Source organism: Pseudonocardia sp. MH-G8, assembly GCF_002262885.1.
Classification (GTDB): Bacteria; Actinomycetota; Actinomycetes; order Mycobacteriales; family Pseudonocardiaceae; genus Pseudonocardia.
This window is the reverse complement of the sequence record NZ_NKYF01000001.1, coordinates 1,069,829-1,092,496: the sequence shown is the minus strand read 5'-3', so window position 1 is coordinate 1,092,496 and position 22,668 is coordinate 1,069,829. Positions and strand designations below refer to the sequence as shown.

24 protein-coding genes and 1 tRNA gene are annotated in these 22,668 nt (G+C 72.3%); 12 read left to right on the top strand and 13 right to left on the bottom strand.

The annotated features are described in order from the left end of the window. Positions 1-100: 100 nt before the first annotated feature. Positions 101-1,558, bottom strand: coding sequence for a S10 family peptidase (locus tag CFP66_RS05205; RefSeq protein ID WP_094921577.1), 1,458 nt, complete (start codon positions 1,556-1,558; stop codon positions 101-103). Here CFP66_RS05205 and CFP66_RS05200 point away from each other — a divergent pair. From CFP66_RS05200 to CFP66_RS05175, 6 genes are all read left to right on the top strand, one after another. After that, positions 1,491-2,279, top strand: a complete 789-nt coding sequence (locus CFP66_RS05200; RefSeq protein WP_304528758.1) for a uracil-DNA glycosylase — start codon at positions 1,491-1,493, stop codon at positions 2,277-2,279. The genes CFP66_RS05205 and CFP66_RS05200 overlap by 68 nt on opposite strands. A 16-nt stretch (positions 2,280-2,295) precedes the next feature. Beyond that, on the top strand, positions 2,296-3,666 hold the full coding sequence (locus CFP66_RS05195) for an NAD(P)/FAD-dependent oxidoreductase (RefSeq protein WP_094920718.1): 1,371 nt from the start codon (positions 2,296-2,298) through the stop codon (positions 3,664-3,666). 91 nt (positions 3,667-3,757) lie between these two features. Then, positions 3,758-4,291, top strand: coding sequence for a TetR/AcrR family transcriptional regulator (locus CFP66_RS05190; RefSeq protein WP_094920716.1), 534 nt, complete (start codon positions 3,758-3,760; stop codon positions 4,289-4,291). A gap of 1 nt (position 4,292) precedes the next feature. Next, entirely contained in the window at positions 4,293-5,573 is a 1,281-nt protein-coding gene (locus CFP66_RS05185; RefSeq protein WP_158228028.1) for an NAD(P)/FAD-dependent oxidoreductase, read from the top strand. 30 nt (positions 5,574-5,603) lie between these two features. Beyond that, positions 5,604-5,677: transfer RNA gene (locus CFP66_RS05180), tRNA-Leu, on the top strand. Between the two features lie 90 nt (positions 5,678-5,767). Next, complete coding sequence (locus tag CFP66_RS05175) at positions 5,768-6,805, top strand: endonuclease/exonuclease/phosphatase family protein (RefSeq protein ID WP_143517119.1); 1,038 nt, start codon at positions 5,768-5,770, stop codon at positions 6,803-6,805. A gap of 13 nt (positions 6,806-6,818) precedes the next feature. Here CFP66_RS05175 and CFP66_RS05170 read toward each other — a convergent pair whose 3' ends face one another. Beyond that, positions 6,819-7,178: a hypothetical protein gene (locus tag CFP66_RS05170; protein ID WP_094920712.1), complete on the bottom strand. Its 360-nt coding sequence runs from the start codon at positions 7,176-7,178 to the stop codon at positions 6,819-6,821. A gap of 138 nt (positions 7,179-7,316) precedes the next feature. Here CFP66_RS05170 and CFP66_RS05165 point away from each other — a divergent pair, with 138 nt between their 5' ends. Then, on the top strand, positions 7,317-7,949 hold the full coding sequence (locus CFP66_RS05165; protein WP_233159148.1) for a maleylpyruvate isomerase family mycothiol-dependent enzyme: 633 nt from the start codon (positions 7,317-7,319) through the stop codon (positions 7,947-7,949). Here the strand turns inward: CFP66_RS05165 and CFP66_RS05160 are convergent. Genes CFP66_RS05160 through CFP66_RS05150 form a run of 3 tightly spaced genes read right to left on the bottom strand, consistent with a single transcriptional unit; the run spans position 7,946 to position 12,369 of the window. Then, on the bottom strand, positions 7,946-9,850 hold the full coding sequence (locus tag CFP66_RS05160; protein ID WP_094920709.1) for an FAD-dependent monooxygenase: 1,905 nt from the start codon (positions 9,848-9,850) through the stop codon (positions 7,946-7,948). The genes CFP66_RS05165 and CFP66_RS05160 overlap by 4 nt on opposite strands. A 30-nt stretch (positions 9,851-9,880) precedes the next feature. After that, the gene (locus tag CFP66_RS05155; RefSeq protein ID WP_094920707.1) at positions 9,881-11,158 is read right to left on the bottom strand and encodes an FAD-dependent oxidoreductase; all 1,278 of its coding nucleotides are present in this window, start codon (positions 11,156-11,158) and stop codon (positions 9,881-9,883) included. After that, on the bottom strand, positions 11,155-12,369 hold the full coding sequence (locus CFP66_RS05150; RefSeq protein WP_233159147.1) for an MFS transporter: 1,215 nt from the start codon (positions 12,367-12,369) through the stop codon (positions 11,155-11,157). The genes CFP66_RS05155 and CFP66_RS05150 overlap by 4 nt, the downstream gene beginning before the upstream one ends. 131 nt (positions 12,370-12,500) lie before the next feature. Here CFP66_RS05150 and CFP66_RS05145 point away from each other — a divergent pair, with 131 nt between their 5' ends. Further along, on the top strand, positions 12,501-13,391 hold the full coding sequence (locus CFP66_RS05145) for a LysR family transcriptional regulator (RefSeq protein ID WP_094920706.1): 891 nt from the start codon (positions 12,501-12,503) through the stop codon (positions 13,389-13,391). A 20-nt stretch (positions 13,392-13,411) separates the two neighbouring features. On the opposite strand, the gene CFP66_RS05140 is transcribed toward CFP66_RS05145, so the two are convergent. Continuing rightward, positions 13,412-14,257, bottom strand: coding sequence for an SAM-dependent methyltransferase (locus CFP66_RS05140; protein ID WP_094920704.1), 846 nt, complete (start codon positions 14,255-14,257; stop codon positions 13,412-13,414). 156 nt (positions 14,258-14,413) lie between these two features. Continuing rightward, positions 14,414-14,653: a hypothetical protein gene (locus CFP66_RS05135; protein ID WP_094920703.1), complete on the bottom strand. Its 240-nt coding sequence runs from the start codon at positions 14,651-14,653 to the stop codon at positions 14,414-14,416. 535 nt (positions 14,654-15,188) lie between these two features. On the opposite strand from CFP66_RS05135, the gene CFP66_RS05130 reads away from it, so the two are divergent. Further along, positions 15,189-15,428 (top strand): DUF397 domain-containing protein, encoded by a 240-nt coding sequence (locus CFP66_RS05130; RefSeq protein WP_094921573.1) that lies wholly within the window; start codon positions 15,189-15,191, stop codon positions 15,426-15,428. 136 nt (positions 15,429-15,564) lie between these two features. Here the strand turns inward: CFP66_RS05130 and CFP66_RS05125 are convergent, their stop codons facing one another. Further along, on the bottom strand, positions 15,565-16,452 hold the full coding sequence (locus tag CFP66_RS05125; RefSeq protein ID WP_094920701.1) for a helix-turn-helix transcriptional regulator: 888 nt from the start codon (positions 16,450-16,452) through the stop codon (positions 15,565-15,567). 239 nt (positions 16,453-16,691) lie between these two features. On the opposite strand from CFP66_RS05125, the gene CFP66_RS05120 reads away from it, so the two are divergent. Further along, positions 16,692-17,528 carry an SAM-dependent methyltransferase gene (locus CFP66_RS05120; RefSeq protein ID WP_094920700.1) on the top strand — a complete coding sequence of 279 codons (837 nt, stop codon included), beginning with the start codon at positions 16,692-16,694 and terminating at the stop codon, positions 17,526-17,528. A gap of 110 nt (positions 17,529-17,638) precedes the next feature. Beyond that, positions 17,639-18,346: an alpha/beta hydrolase gene (locus CFP66_RS05115; protein ID WP_158228027.1), complete on the top strand. Its 708-nt coding sequence runs from the start codon at positions 17,639-17,641 to the stop codon at positions 18,344-18,346. 7 nt (positions 18,347-18,353) lie between these two features. Here the strand turns inward: CFP66_RS05115 and CFP66_RS05110 are convergent, their stop codons facing one another. From CFP66_RS05110 to CFP66_RS05100, 3 genes are read right to left on the bottom strand one after another with little or no spacing between them, the layout of a single operon-like run. Further along, positions 18,354-18,743 (bottom strand): hypothetical protein, encoded by a 390-nt coding sequence (locus CFP66_RS05110; protein WP_143517117.1) that lies wholly within the window; start codon positions 18,741-18,743, stop codon positions 18,354-18,356. Between the two features lie 26 nt (positions 18,744-18,769). Continuing rightward, entirely contained in the window at positions 18,770-19,243 is a 474-nt protein-coding gene (locus CFP66_RS05105; RefSeq protein ID WP_094920694.1) for an OsmC family protein, read from the bottom strand. 16 nt (positions 19,244-19,259) lie between these two features. After that, a complete protein-coding gene (locus CFP66_RS05100) occupies positions 19,260-19,502 on the bottom strand; it encodes a hypothetical protein (protein WP_094920693.1) in 243 nt (80 codons plus the stop codon). Positions 19,503-19,729: 227 nt separating this feature from the next. Here CFP66_RS05100 and CFP66_RS05095 point away from each other — a divergent pair, with 227 nt between their 5' ends. Next, positions 19,730-20,548: a Bax inhibitor-1/YccA family protein gene (locus CFP66_RS05095; protein ID WP_094920691.1), complete on the top strand. Its 819-nt coding sequence runs from the start codon at positions 19,730-19,732 to the stop codon at positions 20,546-20,548. A gap of 81 nt (positions 20,549-20,629) precedes the next feature. Here CFP66_RS05095 and CFP66_RS05090 read toward each other — a convergent pair whose 3' ends face one another. Continuing rightward, positions 20,630-21,250, bottom strand: coding sequence for an antibiotic biosynthesis monooxygenase (locus CFP66_RS05090; RefSeq protein WP_094921572.1), 621 nt, complete (start codon positions 21,248-21,250; stop codon positions 20,630-20,632). A 100-nt stretch (positions 21,251-21,350) separates the two neighbouring features. Further along, positions 21,351-22,571 (bottom strand): acetyl-CoA C-acetyltransferase, encoded by a 1,221-nt coding sequence (locus tag CFP66_RS05085; RefSeq protein ID WP_094920689.1) that lies wholly within the window; start codon positions 22,569-22,571, stop codon positions 21,351-21,353. Positions 22,572-22,668: the final 97 nt, after the last annotated feature.

Below are 22,668 nucleotides of genomic sequence, written 5' to 3'. Positions count from 1 at the left end.
CACCCCAGACCCCGACTCGCGCGGCTCAGACCCCGACTCGCGGGAAAGGGGGGCACCCCTACTTCCCGCGAGTCGGGGTCTCGGCGCGCGGGTGTCGCGCTCAGGTGGTCGTGACGAAGGCGGCGAGGTCGGCGGACTGCTGCTGCCGGCTCGGCTCGTGCACGTACATCATGTGGCCGGCCTCGTAGTAGCGGAACTCGATCCGGTCCCGCAGCTCGTCGGGGATCGGGAGCTGGGCGAGGACCTGCTCGGCGGCGGAGTACGGGGTGGCGCCGTCGTGGTAGCCGCAGGCCACGTGCACGCGCAGGTGCGGGTTGGCCCGCATCGCCGCCGACAGCTGCCCGACCACCGAGACGCCGCGGCCCTCGAACTCCGCGTACGACCAGGGGTGCACACGGCCGGTGAGGATCTCGTAGGGCAGGTCGTTCTCGTACCGCAGCGCGCTGCGGACGTGCGCGTTCAGCGCTGCGGTGTACGGCCCGGTGATCGCCGCGATCGACGGGTCGTAGCTGGGGTGTTCGCCCCCGTCGTCGGCCTCCCACCCGGTGAACCGCCCGTCGAGGCGGCCGACCGTGCGCCCGGAGTCGCGCAGCAGCTCGCGGAAGAACCGGTGGTGCTCGATCCGCAGCCGCACCCGGCGCACGTAGCCCTCGTCGAGCCCGGACAGGGCGGCGAGCCGGGCGGCCACGCGGTCGAGGTCCTCGGCCGGCAGGCGGTTCCCGCGGGCCAGCGCCCACGGGTACTCCCCGGCGGCGAACTCCTCCGCCTCGGCCACCACGTCGGGCAGCGAGCGGCCCGGGTGCCGCCCGTGGTGGTGGGCGATCGCGGCGTAGGTCGGCAGGAAGAGCGGGTAGGGCCGGTCGTTGCCCTCGGTGAACCGGATCGAGCCCATGTCCAGCACGCTGGAGATCAGCATGAGGCCGTTCACGTACATGCCGTAGCGGTCCTGCAGGTGCGCGGCGAGCGCGGCGGCGCGCAGCGTGCCGTAGGACTCACCGGCCAGGTACTTCGGCGAGAGCCAGCGTTCGTTGCGGGTGATCCACAGCCGGATCACCTCACCGATCGTCTCGACATCGGCGGTGTAGCCGTGGAAGTCGGCGGGTTTCCCGCCCGCCACGGCGCGGGAGTAGCCGGTGGAGACCGGGTCGACGAACACCAGGTCGGAGTGGGCGAGCAGGGACTCGACGTTGTCGGTGAGCCCCCACGGCGGCGGTGTGAGCGCCCCGGCGTCACCCATCACGACCCGCTGCGGCCCGAACAGCCCCAGGTGCAGCCACACGCTGGACGAGCCGGGCCCGCCGTTGAACGCCACCGTGACCGGTCGGCTGCCCGGGTCGGCGCCGTCGAGCGTGTACGCCACGACGAACACCTCGGCGTGCGGCTCGTACCCGTCGAACGTGCCGTCGGTGTGCTTCTCGTGCCGCAGCACGATCCGGCCCGCGGTCGCGGTGTAGGCCAGGTCGCCCGAGGGCGTGCGTAGCGTGTGGGACGTGGTGACCAGGTCGTCGGTGGGCGGTGCGGGCGTCTCGTCCGCGGCAGGGGAGTCGTCGTCGGCCACGTTCGCGACAGTAGGCGATCTCGACGCCGCGCTCGTCGACTGCCGCGCCTGCCCGCGGCTGGTCGCCTGGCGCGAGCTGGTGGCCAGGGAGAAGCGGGCGGCGTTCCGCCACCAGGAGTACTGGGGACGCCCGGTGCCCGGCCTCGGTCCGGCTGACGCGTCGCTGCTGATCGTCGGGCTCGCCCCCGCGGCACACGGCGCGAACCGCACCGGCCGGATGTTCACCGGCGACCGTTCGGGGGACGTCCTGTTCGCGGCCATGCACGCCGTCGGGCTGGCCACCCAGCCCACCGCGGTGCACGCGGACGACGGGCTCGAGCTCGTCGGCACCCGTATCACCGCCCCGGTGCACTGCGCCCCTCCGGACAACAAGCCGACCCCCGACGAGCGGGAGCGCTGCGGCGGGTGGCTGCGCGCCGAGCTTGCGCTGCTGCGACCGCGAGCGGTCATGGTCCTCGGCGGTTTCGGGTGGCAGGCGCTGCTCCCCGTACTCGCCGAGGCGGGCTGGGCGGTGCCCCGGCCCCGGCCGAAGTTCGGCCACGGCGCGCACGTGGAGCTGGCGGGTGAGCGCGGGCCGCTGCACGTCTTCGGCTGCTACCACGTGAGCCAGCAGAACACCTTCACCGGACGTCTGACCCCCGCGATGCTCGAGGAGGTCCTCGACCGGGCCGCGCACGCGGCCGGCGTAGTCAGGCTCACCCCGCGGGGGGAGGTGTCCTGATCCGCGCGGTGGGAACATGAGAGGTATGGCGCGCAATACGCGGATCGTCGTCGTCGGTGGCGGCTATGTCGGCATGTACACCGCACTCGGGCTGCAGAAGAAGCTGCGGCGTGGTGAGGCCGAGGTCACCGTGATCGACCCGCAGCCGCACATGACCTACCAGCCGTTCCTGCCCGAGGCCGCGGCCGGCAACATCGAGCCGCGCCACGTGGTGGTGCCGCTGCGCAAGGTGCTGCGCAAGTGCCACCACCTCACGGGGCGGGTCACGGCGATCAACCACGCCACCCGGGAGGTCACGGCCGAGCTGGCCGCGGGCAACGTCACCACCGTGGGCTACGACGTGCTCGTGGTCGCCCCCGGCTCGGTGGCCCGGATCCTGCCGGTGCCCGGCCTCGCCGAGCAGGGCATCGCGTTCAAGACCGTGGGCGAAGCGATCTACCTGCGCAACCACGTGCTGTCCCGGCTGGACGCCGCCGCCACCACGCTCGACCCGGCGCTCCGGAGGCGACTGCTCTCGTTCCTGGTCGTCGGCGGCGGGTACGCGGGCATCGAGGCGCTCGCCGAGCTGCAGGACATGGCGCGCTACGCCACGCGCTACTACGAGAACATCGCCGCCGAGGACCTGCGCTGGGTGCTCGTGGAGGCCGCCGGGCGGATCATGCCCGAGGTCGGGCCGCGCATGGGCCGTTACACGGTCGAGCGGCTGATCGACGCCGGCATCGAGGTCTACCTGGACACCCGCGTGAAGACGATGGAGGACGGTCACGTCGTCCTCGACGACGGCACCGAGTTCGACACGGACACGATCGTCTGGACGGCCGGGGTCAAGCCCAACCCGATGCTGGAGAACACCGACCTGCCCCGCGACGCCCGCGGCCGGATCGAGTGCACCGCGGAACTGCAGGTCGTCGGGATGCCCGACGTGTTCAGCGCGGGCGACTGCGCCTCGGTGCCGGACCTGTCCAAGGACGACCCGGAGGCGCGCACCAGCCCGTCGGCGCAGCACGCGGTGCGGCAGGCGAAGGTGCTGGCCGACAACGTGGTCGCGCACCTGCACGGCCGCCCGCTCACGAAGTACAAGCACAGTTACGCCGGTTCGGTCGCGAGCCTCGGCCTGTACAAGGGCGTGGCGGAGATCTACGGGATCAAGCTGCGTGGGCCGATCGCCTGGTTCATGCACCGCACGTACCACGTGAGCCGGATGCCCACCTGGAACCGGCGGATCCGGATCGTCGTCGACTGGACCGCGGCGCTGCTGATGGGGCGCGAGGTCGTGCCGCTCGGGCAGATCATGGATCCGAAGGCCGATTTCAGCCGGGTCGCGGGCGCCCCGAAGCCGCCGGCGCCGCGCGGCGAGCCCGTTCCCCCGGTGTCCAAGGGCGCCTGACCCCCGCCTCCACGCCCCGTCCGGCGATCCGCCGGGCGGGGCGTTCTGCTGTTCCTGGACAGGTAGACCCGTTACCGCTAACCTCAACCAAGTGGTTGGTGGAGAGCAGGACGGACGGAGGACGCAGCTCGTCGAAGCCGCGTTCGGGCGCGTGGCGGACGCGGGGTTCGAAGGGCTGCGGCTGCGCCAGGTCGCCGAGGACGTCGGCATCGACCACTCGACGCTGCACCACCACTTCGCCACGAAACAGGACCTGGTCGAGGCGGTCGCCGCCTACACCACGCGCCAGTTCTGGGGCACGAGCCCGCAGGCACCCGGCGCCGGGCTGCGGGGACACCTGCGGGCACTGCACCGCTTGATGGACGAGCGGCCGGACCTGTTCGCCGTCACCGTCGAGCTGGACCTGCGGGCCCGGCGCGATCCGGCGGTCGCCGCGGCGATGGCCGCGTACGAGGCGGGGTGGCGCGAAGTGCTCGTCCGGACCCTGACCGACCTCGTGCCCGACCCGGAGACCGCGGCCGAGCTCGTGATCGCCGCGGTGAAGGGGGTGCGGCTGGTGCCGCAGGTTGCGGGGCCGGTGCTCGAACGGCTGGCCGACCAGCTGGCCGGCGACGAGAGGAGCTGACGTGCGCGTTCTGGTCATCGGCGGCGGTATCGGAGGGCTGGCCCTTGCCCACGGCCTGCGGGGCGCCGGGGTGGAGGTGTCCGTGCACGAGCGTGACCGCGCGGTGGGGAGTCGCTGGGAGGGATACCGCATCCACATCAACCCGACGGGCGCGCGGGCGCTGAACGCGCTCCTGCCCGCCGGCGCCTGGCAGGAGTTCCTCGCGACCGCGGGCCCGGGCGGCGATTTCGGGTTCCTCACCGAGCAGCTGCGGCAGCTGATGGTGGTCGAAGAGACGATCATGTATCCGGACGCCGCCGAGGCGAGCGAGGGCCACTACGCGGCCGACCGTGCGACGCTGCGTCGCCTGCTGACCGGCGGGCTGGAGGACGTCGTGCGGTTCGGGGCCGAGTTCGTCGGCTACGAGCAGCGATCCGACGGGCGGGTCGAGGCGCGCTTCGCCGACGGGAGCACGGCGGTCGGCGACGTCCTGGTGGGCGCGGACGGGCCGGCCTCGCGGGTCCGCGGGCAGTTGCTGCCGCAGGCCGTTCCCGTGGACGCGGGAGTGGTCGGCGTCGCGCACAAGATCTGGCTCGACGACGACGATGCGCGAGCGTCGCTGGGCCGGCTGGGCACGGGCATGAACGCGGTGCAGCCGAATGCCCCGTGCTTCCTGTTCACCTCCGTGTTCGAGCCGCCTGCCGCCACCGGCGCCCGGCCCTACGTGCTGTGCGCGCTGGTCGCCAGGGCCGAGGTGTTCCCGTCCGATGTCACCGAGCTCGACGCGGCCGCGCTGCGTGCCGTCGTGGACGTCCTCGTCGCCGGGTGGCACCCGGACCTGCGGCGCGCGCTCGCCGGCGCCGACCCGGAGAGCCGCAGCGCCGTCGCCTTCCGTGCCGCGCCGCCCGTGCCGGTCTGGCCCAGTGGCGCCGTCACGGTCCTCGGCGACGCGGTCCACGTGATGCCGCCCATCGGCGGGCTCGGCGGCAACACCGCTCTGCGCGACGCGCACCTGCTGAGCAGGCTCCTCCCGGCCGCCGCCCGCGGCGACCGCGCGCTGCCGGACGCTCTCGGCGAGTACGAGGCGGAGATGCGCGACTACGGGACCGCCGCCGTGCGGTACGCGGTGGGGCAGGCCGAGCAACTGCTCACCCCGGGCGCGGCGGCGACGGCGGCGACCCGCGCGTTCTTCCGGCTGTGCGCGGCGGTGCCGGCGCTGCGCCGGCGCGCGTTCGCGAGCGGGTGGACCGCGCCGGCCGCGCCGCGGGCGTGGGAGCGCAGCCCCGCGTCGGTGAACGCCTGAGCACGGCCGCCGTAGTCTGTCGCCGGCACGGCCCCCGTAGCCCAACCGGCAGAGGCAGGCCCCTTAAAAGGGTCACAGTGTGGGTTCGAATCCCACCGGGGGCACCCCGTCGCCTGGTGGGCCACTGATGGACGGCCGAGGCTCGGTGATCTCCACTCACCGCATCCACAGGTACCGCACGCAAGACTCACCGCGTGAGTTCACTGCCTGACCCCGGGTTCCACCCCACGGCCGGACTGTCGCCGGCCGGCCCGCCTCGGCGCCGCCGGATGCGCCCCGGCGCGGTGGAGGTCGGACTCGTCATCGGGGTCGGCCTGCTGGCGTTGCCCGACCTCCTGCGCATCGACCGGTTCGCCCCGTTCGCCCAGCTCGTGTCGTTCCGGCCGTACGTGCTCTGTGGCCTGGCAGCGCTGGTGCTGGTCCTGGCCGGGCTCTCGTGGCGCGTCCGGCGGCTGATCCTGCCCGCCGTGGCGCTGCTGGCCGTCCTGATCGTCGGTGTCGCGATCACCGCTCCCCGCGCGCAAGCCGGACTGCTGCCGTCCGGCGGCGGGCGGCCGTTCACCGTGCTGGCCGCCAACACGCTGGACGGTTCGGCGGACCCCACCGGGCTGGCGGAGCTCATCCGCACGGAGCGGCCCGATCTCGGTGCGCTCATCGAGGTCGGGCCGTGGTACCGGGATCGGCTCGCGCCGCTGGTCGAGCCCCTGGGCTACCGCATGATCACCGCAACCGGGACCGACTCCGACGGCGTCACCGACGTCTTCGGGGTGACGGTGCTCGCCGCCGCGCACCTCGGTGACGTGCGGGCCACCGTCGACAGGTCGACGCAGTTCCCGATCGTGGAGATCGAGGGCGGCGGGCTGGGCGCAACGCGGTTCGTGGCGTTCCACGCGGTGGCACCGCGCCTCAGCGACGTCTCGGAGTGGAGGTCTGATCTGGGTGCGCTGGCGCGGTACTGCACCGACAGCACCCCGACGATCGTCGCCGGCGACTTCAACGCCACGTTGGACCATTCAGCGCTGCGAGATGCCACCGCCGGCTGTTCCGACATCGCCGCGCAGCGTGGGCGGGGTCTACAGCCGACCTGGCCGACCTGGATGCCGAGCTGGTTCGGTGCGCAGATCGACCACGTCCTGGTCACCGACCCGATCGCGGCAGAGGACTTCGTGGTCCACGAGCTGGCCGGCAGCGACCACCGCGCCGTGGTGGCCCGGGTCCGCGTCCCGAACTGAGCCGATCAGCGGGTCACCCCGGTCCGTCGGGATGGGCGAGGTCGTAGGCGCGGGAGAGCTTCTTCGGCACGACCATGCGCCAGGCGTCGACCACGAACTCGCGTGCCTCCGCCGCGTCGAGGGCGGCGAGGTCGGCCTCCACCCAGTTGAACCGCAGCTCCGACGGCCGGGGCAGGTGGAAACGGTGTGGCTGCGCCGCGACGAGCGCCGCCCGCTCCTCCTTCGGGAACGCGAAACCCATCTCCGTCTCGTCGAGCGAGAACGCGACGTAGACGATCTGCTTGACGCGGAACTTCAGGCTGCCCCGGACGTACACCTGGTACGAGCGCTCCAGGCTCGAGCCCAGGCTCCGCACGTCCTCGATCGTGGCCACGTCAGAACCAGCCGGCCGGGACGAAGCGGCATCGCATGAGCGCGGAAGCTAGCACCCCCGCACGGCCGCTCGCTCCCGCTGCACACGGGGGACGCGCAACGGGCGATGAATCTGCGCGCGGGGCTGCGTCTCATCGTCGTGACAGACACCCGTGAGGCCCTGCAGGGCCTGATCCACGCCGCCCGTGCCGACCTCGCCGAGGATCTCGACGCCCTGACGGAGGCGCAATGGGCCAGGCCCTCGCTGTGCGCTCCCTGGACCGTCGAGGAGACGGTGGCGCACCTGACGTCCGCCGCGCACATGACCCCCGCCCGCTGGATCCTGAGCATGGCCGGCGCGGGCTTCCGCGCCGACGTGCACAACCGGCGCCGCCTCGACGAGCACCGCGGCGCGACGCCCGCGGAGACCCTCTCCCGGTTCCGAGCGGCTGTTCCGCTCACGCGCGCGCCGTCCGGGCACACGGCCGCCTGGCTGGGCGAGGTCGTCGTGCACGGGCAGGACGTCCGCCGCCCGCTGGGGCTCACCCGCGTGCCGGCGATCGAGGCCACCACCGCGGTCGCGGAGTTCTTCGCGGCGAAGAACTTCGCCGTGAACAGCCGGACGGTGGCAGAGGGGCTGCACCTCGAGGCGACGGACGGGCCGTTCACCAGCGGAAACGGGCCGTCGGTGCGGGGGAGCACGGAGGCGCTCGTGATGGTCCTCGCGGGCCGGCGTGCCTGCCTCGACGAGCTCACCGGCGACGGCGTGCCGACGATCCGGCAGCGGATCTAGCGGGTCGCGTCGACGAGGATGTCGCCGAAGAAGTCCGCGAGCGCCTCGTGCGCGTCGAGGGACAGGACGTGCGCGACGTACTGGTCGGGGCGGACCACGACCACGCAACCCGCGTCCCGGTCCACGCCGCGCAGGTCGAAGACGTCGTTCGCCGGGTCGGGGCAGAACACCTTCTCGTAGTCGACGAGCCCGAAGCGGCCCTTGCGCGGGAGCAGGACCGGCGGCAGTGCGTCGACCGCCACGTCACGATGCCCCTGCTGCAGGACGGCTCGAACATCGATCAAGGAATCCCTGTCGGCGCCCGGCGGGGTGAACCGGGTGATCGGCGAGGCGCCCGAAGCGAGGAACGTGCACAGGTCCCGCAACGGGGAGCCGTCCGCGGTCGGGTCCGACCGGTCGGCGAAGACGTAGAGGCGCCAGGCGCCGTCGGCCCGGGCTGCGTGCCCCAGGTGCACGGGGCGGGCGTCGGCCAGCCGGACGACGGGCGCGGAGTGGAACCGCATCCCGACCGGGAACCCCGCGGCGAGGTGCTGCGCCGGTGCCCCGGCGGTGATCAGCGAGGGGCCGTACCGGACCGCGACGCCCGCGGTGAACCGTCCCTGGTCGCGGAAGTACCGCTGGAACTCGGCGGGGTCGCCCCCGGTGGACCCGTCGGGGCGGGCGCGGAACAGCGCGGAGAACTCGCGGTCGAACTCGATGAGCTCCCGGGCCACCTCCTGGCGCTCCGCCGAGTACGTGTGCAGCAGCTCCGCTCGCGCCGTGCCGCGCAGCACCGAGGCCAGCTTCCAGCCGAGGTTCCAGGCGTCGGCCATCGACACGTTCATGCCCTGGCCGGCCTTCGCGCTGTGCGTGTGGCAGGCGTCCCCGGCGATGAACACCCGGGGCAGGCGCGTGTCGGCGTCCTCGGCCGGGACGTCGTCGAACCTCTCGCAGAGGCGCTGACCGATCTCGTACACCGCCCACCAACCGACGTCGCGCACCTCGAGCGTGTACGGGTGCAGGATCCGGTTGGCCACCGCGGCCAGCTCCTCCGGCGTGGCGCCGCGGCGGAGCATCTCGGCGTCGCGGGCGTTGTCCAGCTCGACGTAGAGCCGCACCAGGTACCCGCCTTCCCGCGGGATGACGAGGATGCTGCCCTGCGCGGAGGTGATGGCGGACTTCAGCCGGATGTCGGGGAAGTCGGTGACGGCCAGGACGTCCAGCACTCCCCAGGACTGGTCCGTCCGGTCGCCGACCAGCTCGCGCCCGATCGCCTCGCGGGTGCGGCTGCGCGCGCCGTCGCAGCCGACGACGTAGCGGGCCCGGATCGTCGAGGCCCGGTCGGTGCCGCCCTGCTCGTCCAGGTGCCGCAGCGTCACGGTCACGGGGTGCTCGACGTCGCCGCTACCCACCTGGACGTCGTCGACGTGCAGTCCGTAGAAGGGCTCGGCCTTCGCGGCCGAGCGCCGCATGTGCCGGCGCAGGTGCTCGAGCAACCGCGCCTGGTTGAGGATCACGTGCGGCATCTCGGACAGGCCGTCCTCGACGTCCTCGATGCGGCCGGTGCGCACGATCCTGGTGCGGTCCCGGGGGGCGGGGCGCCAGAAGGTGACCTCGTTGACCGCGTACGCCTCCTCGATCAGCCGGTCGGCCAGCCCGAACGCCTCCAGCATTTCCAACGTCCGGCACGCGACCCCGTCGGCCTGGCCCACCTCGAGGGGCCCGGGCCTGCGGTCGACGACCACCGTGCTGATCTCGGGAAAGCGGGCCAGCTGTGCCGCCAGCACGAGGCCGGCGGGGCCGCCACCGACGATCAGCACGTCCGTCTCCTCCGGGAGGCCTTCCGGCCGCTGCGCGACCGACGGGTGCGGGTCCTCGACGAGCGGGTCGCCGGGCCGGTAGCCATCGAGGTAGAACTGCATGATCCGATCCCCCTGGACGTGGGTAGGAGCTCAGGTGGACGTCGTGGCCGGGCCGGTTCCGGCGACCGGCACCGACGGTAGCCGCGCGTCCTGGCGCTCGAGCTCGGCGATGACCTCGGCCGGTCCGGCACCGCCGCCGAGGGCGGCGGCGACGCCGGCGGCGTGCCCGGTGGCGAAGGCGGTGCCCATCGCGCGCAGCGACGCGCCGGCTCCCCGGTCCCCGTCCATGGCGCGCCCGGCGACCAGCAGGTTGTCCCGGTCCACCGAGCGCAGCGCATCCAGCGGGATGCCGTAGTAGCCAGGGCCCCCGATGAACGTCCACTCCGACGGCTGCCCGGCGACCCGGTGGTACTCCATCGGCCAGGCCCCGATCGCCACCGTGTCGGCGGCCGGCGGCGCGGGATCGGCCACCTCGGGCTCGGTCAGCCGGCGCCGGGTCTCGACGTGCCGCGACTCCCGGGTGCCCAGCTCGGGCCCGGTCGAGACGATGTAGGCGTCCTCGCAACCCGGTACCCGGCGCAGCGCCTCCAGGTAGGCCCACGCCTGGTGCCGGGCACCGCGCTCGGCCCGGCTGACGTCCGCGGCGTCGGTGGCGTCGTAGCCCTCGTCGGCGACGTAGGTGATGACGTCCCCGGATACCGGCATCCGCGCCACCAGGCCGCTCTCGGCGAGCAGGCCGCGGACGCCCTCCTGCTTGGCCCGGCGAACGGCGTCGCCGACCCTCGCGACGTCGATCTCGACCTCGCGCGGGATCCCGCCGAACCGGACGCCGAGGGTCCCGTTCTGCACCCACCCGTCGTTGCCGTAGCGCACCTGCGCCCCGGCGTGCGCGGCCAGATCGCCCTCCCCACTGCCGTCGACGAAGGCGTCGGCGGTGAGCTCGTGCAGGCCGCGGTGGTCGGCCACGGTGACACCGGTGATCCGGCGTCCCTCGGTCGTCGCCCCCACGACCATGGAGTGCAGCAGGACCTCGACCCCGGCGTCCAGGCACATCCGGTCGAGGTGGTGCTTGACCGCCTCCGGGTCGAACACGACCGTGACCGCGTTGAACCGGATCGGCGGGGACACCGCCCCCTCCCGGCGCAGCCGCTCCAACAGCCCACCGGCGACCCCGTGCACGACCTGGCGACGTTCCTCGCGGGTGTAGAGCCCGCAGTAGGTGACCACGTTGCGCAGGGTCGCGGCGCCGCCGAGGCAGGGCCCGCGCTCGAGCACGAGCACGCTGCGCCCGGCCTGTGCCGCGCCGATCGCGGCCGCCACGCCTGCGGAACCCCCGCCGACCACGATGACCTCGTAGTGCGGTCTCACGCCGTCCGCCCTCCCCGGCCGATCAGGAGCAGCGGGATGATCGCCAGCGCCGGCCCGGCCGCCAGCGCGAGGAACGCGACGTGGAACGAGCCGCTGGTGGCGAACACCAGCCCCAGCACCGTCGGCACGATCGCGCTGCCGAGCTGCCAGAACGCGTTGACGCCGCCGGTCGCGCTCCCGGCGAGCCTCGTCCCGGACGCCGTCGGGATCATGGCCATCATGAGCGGACTGTAGGTGTAGGCGGCGAGCCCGAGCAGGGGTGCGATCAGCAGGAACGCGAACGGGGTCCGGGCGAAGCTGAACGCGATCAGGGCTGCGGCGAAGGCGACGAGGATCCAGGCGGAGAGGGCCTGGCGGCTGGGCCGGACCCGGTCGGAGACGACCCCGATCAGGGGCTTGGAGAAGATCGCCACCGAGCCGAACACCACGACGACGATGCCGGCCGTCACCGGGGAGATCCCGATCCCCTTCACCATCAACAGGTTCGACCAGGTGATGAACCCGTAGGTGCCCCACAGCGCTCCGAAGCCGGCCAGGGCGAGCAGCACCAGGTCCCGGTTGTGCAGGAGCGGCCGCAGATCGGGCAGGCCTTCCCGGCCGGTGGCCCTCGTCGCGGCCCCCGCCGGCATCCTGATGAGGATGTAGGCGGCGACGCCGAGGGCGATCGACACCGCGCCGAAGAGGTGGTAGCTGGCGCGCCAGCTGAACTCCTGGACGAGCGTGGGCACGATCGCGTTGGCGATCACCAGCCCGAGGGAGGTCGCCGTCATGAAGACGCCCATGGCGGTGCCGAGCCGTGCCGAGCCGAACCACACGGTGATCAGCTTGCTCCCGGCGCCGACCTCGGCGCCCGCGCACAGCCCGATCAGCAGCTGCAGGGCCAGGCCCCAGGCGTGGGACCGGACCTCACCGAAGCCGATCATGAACGCACCGGACAGGGCGATGCTGAGCGCGACGGTCAGCCGCGCTCCCACCCAGTCGGCGAGGAAGCCCCAGGTGGCCACCGACACGACGTAGCCGACGTAGTAGCAGGTGGCGAACACGCCCAGGGCGGCGACCGGGACGCCGAGGTCCGCGCCGACGGCTCCCGCCGCGGGCCCCCAGGTCGCACGATCAGCGGAGGTCATGGTGAACGCGGCCCAGCACACCGCGAGCACCACCCACCGGTACCCGGGCCGCGTGGCCAATCGTGCAGAGACAGCGGACGTCATGGATCCTCCAGAGCTCCCATCGGCGTCGACGGGCCGGGAGGGGAGGCGTCCCGGCGTCGGCGCCCAGCCTGCGGACCCGCGCAGCCCGGCGTCCAATACCGACTCCTGAGGCCGCGGCATAACCTGGATGCATGGATGTGCGGCAACTCGAGTCCTTCGTCGAGGTCGCCCAGCAGGGGACCCTGACCAGGGCCGCGGCCCGCCTCCGGATCTCCCAGCCCGCGCTGACGCGCCAGATGCACCGGCTGGAGCGCGACGTGGGGGTACCGCTGTTCCAGCGCACGCCGGTCGGGATGACCGTGACGGCCGCGGGTGCCGCACTCCTACCGCACGCCAAGTCCATCCTCGGGATGGTCGGCGCAGCGAGGGACGTCGCCAGGACGGCAGCCCCGATCACCGAGTCGGTGGAGGTCGGACTCGCCCCCGGGCTGCCCGGCTCGTGGCTCACACCCCTGCTCGACTCCGTCGCTGACGCGGTCCCGCGGGCGAGGCTGAGCTGCACGGACGCCGACAGCGCCACCCAGCTCCGCGACCTGCGGGCGGGCCGGCTCGACATCGCCCTGGTCCACCAGAGCCCGCCCCCGTCGCTGACCGCCCGCCGGGTCCGCAACGAGCCCTACGGCGTGGCCGTGCGGCCCGGCGCCGGTGGTGACGGTGGTGGTGGCGGGAGCTGGCCGATGCGGCACCTGCACCGCCGCCGAGTGCTCGTCCACGCGCGCAACCAGCTGGCCGTCGGCCACGACCAGCTCACCACCCGCGCCCACGAGCAGGAGATCAGCCCCGACTGGCAGTTCGCCAGCTACACCGAGCACGCCCGGCAGTGCGCCGACACCGCACGCGCCGACCTGGTCATCCTGACCGAGCACAGCGCGAGCCGGCTCCTGCCGGGCTGGTCGTGGCACCTGCTGACCGAACCGGGCACCGACCTCGAGACGTTCGTGGTCCGGCAGACGGCCACACGGCTCGTCGTCGACGAGGTGTTCCAGGCGATGTGCGCCTCCACACCGGAGGCGGGCACCTGACGCGCGAGGGCCCGGCGCGTTCAGCGCTTGCGGGCGACTCCTCCTGCGATGGCGCGCTGCGCGAGGCCGACCGGCTTGAACCGGGGGCCGTCGGGCCACCACCTCACGAGCTCGATGACGTCGGGCTCGGTGGTGGCATTCGGCCTGATGAGCTCCAGGCCTTCGAAGAACTCGAGGATCTCGGCCTTGGTCCGGGCGGTACCGGCGCCGAGCGCGCCTCGTGCGGCAGCGTCCTCGAGGTGGCGCATCGGGCCGCTGTCCTCCGCGCCCGGGTCGTAGAGGTGGGAGATCGCGACGTACGACCCGGACGGCAACGCCTCGACATACTGCCGGATCGCCTTGGCGGGCTCGTCCCGCTCACCCTTGTGGTTGTGCAGGGTGGCGAGGCAGAACAGGGCGATCGGCTGCGCGAAGTCCAGGTGGCTGCGGACCACGTCGTTGTCGAGCACGCTGCTCGGGTCGAAGATGTCCGCGCCGACCAGACGGGTTTGCTCGTTCTCCTCGAGCAGTGCCCTGCCGTGGGCGAGGACGACCGGGTCGTGATCGACGTAGACGACCTTCGACTCGGGGTTGATGCGCTGCACGATCTGGTGGACGTTCTCGGCAGTGGGCAGCCCGGAGCCGAGGTCGAGATACTGCACCACGTCGGTCTGGCCGGCGATGAAGCGGGCCATCCGGGTGAGGAACGACCGGTTCTCCTTGGCGATCTGGACCACGTCCGGGATCGCGGCGGCGAGCTCGGCGGCCGCCTGCCGGTCGATCTGGTAGTTGTCCTTGCCGCCGAGCAGGAAGTCGTAGAGGCGCGCGACGCTCGCCCGCTTGGGGTCGACACCGACCGGCGCGTTCGGATCGGCATCCCTCGACATGGGCAGCTCCACTGGTTCGGTCCCGTAGGCGGCACCGAGAGTAGTGGGACGCCCACTGTGGTGGAAACCGGGCGGAAACCCGGGCGGGAACGGGGCGGGGACGCGTGAGCATGGCTGCTCACGCAATGTCACCCGGCCCGTCCGCCACAGGAGGTGCTACCGCCGTGTGCGCGGTTCGCGGAGCCGCTCCATCTCCTTGCCGATCTCCCACAGCCGACACGGCCAGACCGGCGCCGCGGTGGTGGGGAACCGGCAGCCGCGGCAGTGGCCGGTGGCGTCCGGGCTGTGTTCGGCGAGGATGTGGCGCACGGCCGACGTGCTGAGCGTGGCCGAGAGGACCTCGGCGACGCTCCGGATCTGGTCGTTCGACTCGTGGGCCACCGGTGGCGCGCCCATCACGCGAGCTTCTGGTCGGGGAGACCGGTAGGTCGCGCACGGTGTCTGCGTTCCTGTCCCGCTCGCGAGCTCCCCCTCGCCGTTCCGCGCAACACCGCTGCTCCTCTCGCCGGTGCGCGCTCCGTGCTCACCGGGTGCTGCCGCACCGGGCCTCTCGGCTCGGGCGCGACGAGCCCGAAGCGCTCGTCGGGCGGCGGATGCCACCCGTTCCCTCTGTGGTGTGCCGACAGTGAGATGTCGAACACAGAGAGCAGTGTGACCGCTACGGGCTGCAGATGCAAGTTGTGTCTGCACGTGCATGTCTGCACGTGCAGACGCAAACCGCACGTGCAAGCGAGCGTGCATCTCGCGTGGGGTCGGTTGCGCTCCGCTGTGCTGAACGCCCCAGGTCAGGGGACTGGAAGCTCGATCGAGGGCCACCGATCGGGTGCTGTTGCCCGTCTCAGTTGCTCAATCCATATGCACGTGCATATGCAGCTTGCTATCGTGAGCACGCCGAGAGCCCGTCCGGCTCCCCATCGGAAAGGTGATCGAGATGGTCAACGAAGAGCGCACCGTGGTGCCGGCGCTGCAGGTCGAGGGCGCGGACTGGCGGAAGAGCACGTTCAGCGGACAGCACGCCTGCGTCGAGGTGGCGATGCTCGACGGCGGCCAGGTGGCGGTGCGCCACTCGCGCCAGCCCGCCGGCCCCGCGCTCGTGTTCACCCCCGACGAGTGGACGGCGTTCCTGCAGGGCGCATGGCACGGCGAGTTCGGCGAGCGCGCGGCCCGCTGACGATCACGGGGCGCCGCTCGGCGTCCCACCGGTGCCCGGTGGCCCGTTCCTGCTCACGCTCCCCGTTGATCGGGAGCGTCGGCGGAGGCGGGCCGTATCGGCGTGTGCGGCGGTTGCCGTTCCTGCTTCTCGCTCGCTACATCTCGCTGAGGATCTTCGCCAGCATCTGTCGTGAGCGGTCCGGCGTCTCCGCGTCGACGGCGAGGCGGTCGAGGGCCCGGCTGTAGATCTCGATCTCCTCCACGCCGTCGAGGAAGATCGCGCCGCCGAGGTGCTCGATGTACACGACGTCGGGGAGTTCGGGTTCGGCGAACCGCAGGAGCTGGAACGGGTTCTCCGCGGCGTACCCGCTGAGCTGGTGCGGCACGATCTGGATCGTGACGTGCGGCTGCTTCGACTGCGCGAGGAGGAAGTCGAGCTGCTCGCGCAGCACCCGACGCCCGCCGATGGGGCGGTGCAGGATGGACTCGTCGAGAACCGCCCACAGCCGGGGCGGGTACGGGCTGGTGAGCAGCTTCTGCCGCTGCGTGCGCAGGACGATCCGGCGCTCCGTCTCCGGCGGCGCGTAGTCGGGCCTGCCGCGGGTGAGCACGGACCGGGAGTAGGCCTCGGTCTGCAGCAGGCCGGGCACGAACTGCAGCTCGTAGGTCTGGATCCGGGCCGCCGACTCCTCCAGGCCGACGAAGTCCTGGAACCAGCTCGGGATCACGTCGGTGTAGCGGCGCCACCAACCCGGCTCGTTCGCCCTGCGAACCATCTCGAGGAAGACGTCGCGTTCCTCGGTGTCGGTGATGCCGTAGGTGCTGAGCAGGTCGGCGACGTCGCGTTCCTTGAACGCGACCCGGCCGAGCTCGAGGCGCGAGACCTTGGAGTCCGAGGCCCGGATGACGTAGCCGGCGTCGGCGCGCGAGATGCCCGCGGCCTCCCGGAGGCGACGCAGCTGCGTGCCGAGCACGATCCGGCGCGCGGTGACACCGCGTGCGGGCTCGTCCGTGCTGGACTCCGCGCGGCCGCCCTCAGCCATCGGCTCCTCCCTCGCGCACCATCGACTGTCGTCGTTCCGATCCTCCCCGCTCCCGTCGGATTGCGGAAGGGGAGGACCTGCACAGTGTTGGACGACGACCGTACACGTCGCGGACCACTCGCGAAGGATCACGTCCGAGCTTCTACCTGATCACTCGTTGCCCTACACTCGGCTCGCCGTCGCACGGCCGGTTTCCGTGAACGACTACTACCGTTGATCAACTACATGGTGGAGCGAGCGTGCCCAGTACTGAGGCTTCCGCGTCCGAAGAGTCGGTTCCGGCCTACATCGACGTGTCGAAGGCCAGTGTCGCACGCGTGTACGACGCCTTCCTGAACGGCAAGGACAACTACGAGATCGACCGTGAGGTCCTGCACCGGATCCAGCAGGTGGCCCCCGAGGCCACCCAGCTCGGGTGGGACAACCGCGAGTTCCTGATCCGGTCCAGCCGCTTCATCGCCGGCCAGACCGGCATCACGCAGTACCTGGACTGCGGGTCCGGGCTGCCCACGGCCGAGAACACGCACCAGATCGTGCAGCGCCTGCTGCCCGAGTCGTCCGTGGTGTACGTGGACAACGATCCGGTCGTCCTCGCGCACGGGCGCGCGCTGCTCGAGGAGAACGACCAGACGCACCTCATCGGTGCCGACATCTTCGAACCGCGGCAGGTGCTCGAGAACGAGGTCGTGCGCAAGCACCTCGATTTCTCCGAGCCCATTGCGCTGTACCAGTGCGGCACGATGCACCACTACACCGGCGACCGCTACGGCGAGATCATGCAGGAGTACATCGACGCACTGCCGTCCGGCTCCTATGTGGCATTGAGTCACTTCTTCGATCCAGAGACCAGTGAGCACAGCGCGCTGGCCCGAAAGATGGAAGAGGTATTCATCCACAGCCCGATGGGCAGTGGTGCGTTCCGTACCCGCGCGCAGATCGAGAGCATGCTGGCGGGCCTCGAGCTGGTCGAGCCCGGCCTGGTCCTGTGCGCCGACTGGTGGCCGGACGGCCCGCGCGTCAAGGAACTGCCCACCGTGTCCTACTGCATCGCCGGCGCGGTGGGCCGCAAACCCTGACCACCTGATCCCCCTGGATCGGCGGGCAACCACGCTTCCGCTCCCCGGAAGTGATGTTGCCCGTCGATGTGCGGTACCGGTGGACTTGCGCCTCCCCTTGGAGGTCTGCGATGCCGTCGACGCCCACGCTGGTCCTGATACCCGGCGCATGGCACGGGGCGTGGGCGTGGCGCGGGGTCGTCGCCGAACTGTCGGACCTGGACGTGCGCACCGTCGAGCTGCCGTCCGTCGGCCCGGATCCGGCGGCGCTCGGCGACCTGCACGCCGACGCCGCCGTCGTGCGCGCCGCGGCCGGCGGCATCGACGGTCCGGTGGTGGTCTGCGCGCACTCCTACGGCGCGGCGCCCGCGAGCGAGGGGTTGGCCGGCCTGGCCAACGTCGTCGGGCTGGTGTCGCTGAGCGGCTTCCAGCTCGACATCGGGGAGTCGGTGCTCGGGGCGGTCGGTGGCGTGCCCCCGTCCTGGTGGGACGTGCACGAGGCCGAGGGGTACGTCGACCCGCGGCAACCGGCGCAGGTGCTCTACACGGACGTGCGCGACGGCGCCGCGCGCGGTGCCGTCGCCCGGCTGGGCCACCACGCCCTGGCCGCGTTCGAGCAGCGCCTCACCCGGGCGGCGTGGCGGACGATCCCCAGCACCTACGTGGTCTGCGAGCGCGACGCGGCGATCCCGGTGCGCGCGCAGGAGGCGATGGCAGAACGCGCGGGCCGGGTACTGCGGATGGCGACCGCCCACTCGCCGTTCCTGTCCCGGCCTGCCCAGCTCGCGGGTGTGCTGCGGGCCGAGCTGGCCCTGGGCCGGGAGCCGGTCACCCGCTGAGCGCCGCTCACGCCCGTTCGCGGCGCCGGCGCACCGCCCGGCCGAGCACCGCGGCGCCGGCGACACCGGCGACGACGGGCGGGGTGAGGAACAGGGCGCCGACCGGCCAGAGGTTCGCGCCGATCACCTCGGCCGTGGCGCTGCGGTAGCAGTAGAGCGCCACCGCGGGCAGTGCGACGCCCAGCAGCGCCGCCCCCGCGCCGCTCGCGTACCCGCCCGCGACGGCGAGCACCGCGACCGCGACGGCGGCGGCCGTCCAGTGTCCCGCCGTGACGGGGGAGGCGTAGGTCTGCGGGTCAGCCGTGGGGACGGCGCTCCAGTCCGCGGGCAGCACGAGCCACGAGAGCAGGACGGTGAGGGCCGCGAGCGGAACGGCCGTGCGCAGCACACCGGTCATCGTCCGCATCATCGCCCGGCCGCCGGTCACGCCGGCTCGACGAAGGCGATCAGCGGTTCGATCCGGATCGGGGTGGCGACGCTGTGGGCGACGAAGCACTCGCGGTGGGCCACCTCGACCAGATGACGCACCCGCTCCTCCGTCGGGCCGGCCACCAGCGTGATCCGAGGTCGCAGCACGATCTCGTCCAGCCGGATCGGCCGGTGCGCCTGCGACATCGTGGCGGTGGCGTCCTCGCGGTAGTCGCGGACATCGACGCGGGCCCGCGCAGCCACGGCGAGGAACGCCAGTAGCTGGCAGGACGCGACGGCGAGCACCAGGAGCTGCTCGGGGTTCAGCAGCGCCGCGTCGCCGAGGAAGGCAGGATCGGACGAGAGCGTGAGCTCCGCCTCGGCGGGCGGCGCCCCGGCCCGGATCGTGCGTGCGTACTCCTCGTGCCCGGCTCCGGTCGAGCCCGTCCAGGAGCAGTGCGCGCGGAACAGGTGGACGGGGTCGGTCATCCGGTGGCTCGCGGGATCAGCGGGCCGGCGCGCCGGCGTCCCGCACGCTCGCCGGGTCGCCCGGCCGGCGCGGGGCCAGCGGGCCACGGGACCGGCCGCGCAGCCAACCCCGTCCCTTCTGCAGCACCGTGCTGAGCGTGTTGGGGCCGCGCCTGGCCTCGATCATGTCGCCGATCCGGCCGAGGAGCCATCCGAGCAACGGCGCCACCAGCGCGAGGATCAGCCACATCCGCAGCCGGGCGGACAGGAACGCCCACATCGCGCGACACCTCCGGCACTCATCGGGTCAGGAGGCGGAGCGTAGAGGTCACCGCGCGCGGCCGCACCCGGGACAGGCCGCCCGAACGGGTCGCGCGCCGTCCGAGGACGCGAGCTCCGGTCCGTGACCGAATCGCAGTAAAGTGACCTTTACCGAGGGGGAACGCCGCAGGGCACTCCCGCGTTGTACAGCACGGATGCACGAATCCGCTTCCGAGGAGGACCCAGGTGCGCACCAGTAGCAACCCGGCGTTCCGCAACCTGCCCGCCGGGCAGGGCGGCGGCTACGCCACGTTCGACCGCCAGGGCGGGGCGATGGGCGGTGCTGCCGCCTACGCCGACACCCAGGCCGCGCAGGCGGGTTACGGGAAGGCCGGAGCGGGCGAGCGCGCCCTCACGATGGACGACGTCGTCACGAAGACGGCGATCACCGCCGGCCTCGCGCTCGTCACGGGTGTCCTCACGGTGCTCAGCGGGGCGTTCTGGCTGACGCTCCCGGCGTTCGTCGTCGGCCTCGTCGCCGCGCTCGTCGTCATCTTCAAGCAGAGCAGCAACCCCGGCCTCGTGCTCACCTACTCGGCCGCCATGGGCGTCGCCCTCGGTGGCATCACGGGCGCGCTGGAGATGTCGGGTACGCAGTTCCAGGGCATCGGCTTCCAGGCCGTCGTCGGCACGGCCGGTGTCTTCGTCGGGATGCTGGTGGTCTACAAGACCGGCGCGGTACGGGTCACCCCGAAGTTCACGAAGTGGTTGATGGGCGCGATGTTCGGCGTCCTCGTCCTGATGATCGTGAACCTGGTGGTCAGCTTCTTCACCACCGGCGGTCTCGGCCTGCGCGACGGCTCCCCGCTGGCCTACCTGTTCAGCATCGTCTGCATCGGCGTCGCCTCGTTCAGCCTGCTGCTCGACTTCGACATGGCCGACCGGGCCGTGCGCGAGGGTGCGCCGGCGAAGTTCGGCTGGTACATCGCCTTCGGCCTGATGACCACGCTGGTCTGGCTGTACATCGAGATCCTGCGGCTGCTGAGCTACCTGCGATCGGACTGACCTCCGGCCGCTCCTGACCGACCACGGCGCCCGTCCCCGGCAAGGGGGCGGGCGCCGCTGTCGTGTCGGACCCCTGTCGCGTCAGGCCATCTCGGGCACGCGGAGGTGGGCCATCGCGAGCTCGAACTCGCCGACCTCCATGATCTCGATGCCCGCCTCCCCGGCGCTGTGCTCACGCAGCTCCTCGCCACGTGCGCGGCTGCGTTCCATGGCCTCGCGGCTGTCGAACGTCACCGACGAGACGGCGTAGCCGCCCGTGCGGTCCACCATGAGGCTGGCGCTGCAGAACCCCTCGAACTCCTGTGTGGCCGGCAGGATCGCCATCCGGTAGACGTCGATCCCGTGCTCGACCTGGTCGGGCTGCATCCGCACCCAGGTGACGCGGACGCAGGCGCCGGGGGTCGAGGTGTGGTCGCGGTGCATGACCGCGACCTCCCACTCGTCGACCTGCGGTCTGCCGCCGAGCATCTCGGCGGCGCGCTCGCGGGCCGACCGCACCCCGTCGGCGCTGTCCTGCATCGCCTCCATCGACTGCCACGCGGTGGTGACGATGCAGTGGCCCGACCTGCGGTCGACGAGCATGGACATGCCGGTGCAGCCCTCCATGCCCAGCACCATGGGCATGACCTCGTCGCGGACGTGCGCGATGCCCGCGTCGATCGACTCCGGGTGCGCGCGGATCGTGGTGGAGCGTGCGTGCACGACCCACCCCCTCACGGATCGGGGCAGCACCCCGGCGGCGCTGCCGGCGAGCAGCCACGATCCTCCTGAGCCGCCGGCCCGGCAATGCCCCGTTCGCGCCTCAGCTCAGCCGTTCGAGCACCATCGCCATGCCCTGGCCGCCGCCGACGCACATGGTCTCCAGGCCGATCGTCTTGTCGTGCGCGCGAAGGCCGTTGAGCAGGGTGGTGGTGATGCGGGCACCGGTCATGCCGAACGGGTGGCCGAGCGCGATGGCGCCGCCGTTGACGTTCAGCTTCTCCTCGTCGATGCCGAGGTCGCGGGCCGAGGGCAGGACCTGCGCGGCGAAGGCCTCGTTGATCTCGACGAGGTCGACGTCGTCGATGGACATGCCCGCGCGGGCCAGCGCCTGCGTCGAGGCGTCCACCGGGCCGAGGCCCATGATCTCCGGCGAGATCCCGGAGACGCCGGTGGAGATCACGCGGGCGAGCGGGGTGATACCGAGCTCGGCCGCCTTGGTGTCGGACATGATCACGAGCGCGGCCGCACCGTCGTTGAGCGGGCAGCAGTTGCCTGCCGTGACCCGCCCGTCGGGGCGGAACACCGGCTTGAGCTGGCTCACGCCCTCGTAGGTGACGCCGGCGCGGGGGCCGTCGTCCTTCTCGACCACGGAGCCGTCGGGCAGTGCGACCGGGGTGATCTCGCGGGCGAAGAACCCGTTGGCGATGGACTTCTCGGCGAGGTTCTGCGAGCGGACGCCGAAGCGGTCCATGTCCTCGCGGGTGACGCCCTTGAGCCGGGCGAGGTTCTCCGCGGTCTGGCCCATCGCGATGTAGACGTCGGGCAGGTGCTCGTCGCCGCGCGGGTCGTTCCAGTCGTCGGCGCCGTTCTCGGCGATGTGCCGGGTGCGGTCCTCGGCGTCGCCGAAGACCGGGTTGTGGGTGTCGGGGTGGGAGTCTGAGTTGCCCTTCGCGAACCGCGACACCGTCTCCACACCCGCGGAGACGAAGACGTCGCCCTCGCCCGCCTTGATCGCGTGCAGCGCCATCCGGGTGGTCTGCAGCGAGGACGAGCAGTACCGGGTGACCGTGGTACCCGGCAGCGTGTCGTGACCGAGCAGCACGGCGACGACCCGCGCCATGTTGAAGCCCTGCTCGCCGCCGGGCAGACCGCAGCCGAGCATGAGGTCGTCGATGTCGGCCGGGTCGAGCTGGGGGACCTGGGCGAGGGCGGCGCGCACCATCTGCACGGTCAGGTCGTCGGGGCGGATCGTGGTGAGCGAACCCTTGAAGGCGCGCCCGATCGGGGACCGGGCGGCCGCGACGATCACGGCTTCGGGCATCGTCGTCTCTCCTCGCGCTGGCGGTGGCTGTCGGCCTGAGCCTACGTGCCGGTAACCGGCAGCGGGAGCGCTGTGACGGGGTGCTGTGCCGCACGTC

What these genes read in the sequence shown, in the direction of transcription:
- CFP66_RS05105 (WP_094920694.1), bottom strand. Translation starts at nt 19,243, where the DNA reads ATGACCGACCCCGTCCACCTGTTCCGCGCGCACTGCTCCTGGACGGGC.
- CFP66_RS05125 (WP_094920701.1), bottom strand. Translation starts at nt 16,452, where the DNA reads ATGGCTGAGGGCGGCCGCGCGGAGTCCAGCACGGACGAGCCCGCACGC.
- CFP66_RS05085 (WP_094920689.1), bottom strand. Translation starts at nt 22,571, where the DNA reads ATGCCCGAAGCCGTGATCGTCGCGGCCGCCCGGTCCCCGATCGGGCGC.
- CFP66_RS05160 (WP_094920709.1), bottom strand. Translation starts at nt 9,850, where the DNA reads ATGCAGTTCTACCTCGATGGCTACCGGCCCGGCGACCCGCTCGTCGAG.
- CFP66_RS05100 (WP_094920693.1), bottom strand. Translation starts at nt 19,502, where the DNA reads ATGTGGGCGTTCCTGTCCGCCCGGCTGCGGATGTGGCTGATCCTCGCG.
- CFP66_RS05110 (WP_143517117.1), bottom strand. Translation starts at nt 18,743, where the DNA reads ATGACCGGTGTGCTGCGCACGGCCGTTCCGCTCGCGGCCCTCACCGTC.
- CFP66_RS05145 (WP_094920706.1), top strand. Translation starts at nt 12,501, where the DNA reads ATGGATGTGCGGCAACTCGAGTCCTTCGTCGAGGTCGCCCAGCAGGGG.
- CFP66_RS05195 (WP_094920718.1), top strand. Translation starts at nt 2,296, where the DNA reads ATGAGAGGTATGGCGCGCAATACGCGGATCGTCGTCGTCGGTGGCGGC.
- CFP66_RS05150 (WP_233159147.1), bottom strand. Translation starts at nt 12,369, where the DNA reads ATGACGTCCGCTGTCTCTGCACGATTGGCCACGCGGCCCGGGTACCGG.
- CFP66_RS05135 (WP_094920703.1), bottom strand. Translation starts at nt 14,653, where the DNA reads ATGGGCGCGCCACCGGTGGCCCACGAGTCGAACGACCAGATCCGGAGC.
- CFP66_RS05130 (WP_094921573.1), top strand. Translation starts at nt 15,189, where the DNA reads ATGGTCAACGAAGAGCGCACCGTGGTGCCGGCGCTGCAGGTCGAGGGC.
- CFP66_RS05115 (WP_158228027.1), top strand. Translation starts at nt 17,639, where the DNA reads ATGCCGTCGACGCCCACGCTGGTCCTGATACCCGGCGCATGGCACGGG.
- CFP66_RS05140 (WP_094920704.1), bottom strand. Translation starts at nt 14,257, where the DNA reads ATGTCGAGGGATGCCGATCCGAACGCGCCGGTCGGTGTCGACCCCAAG.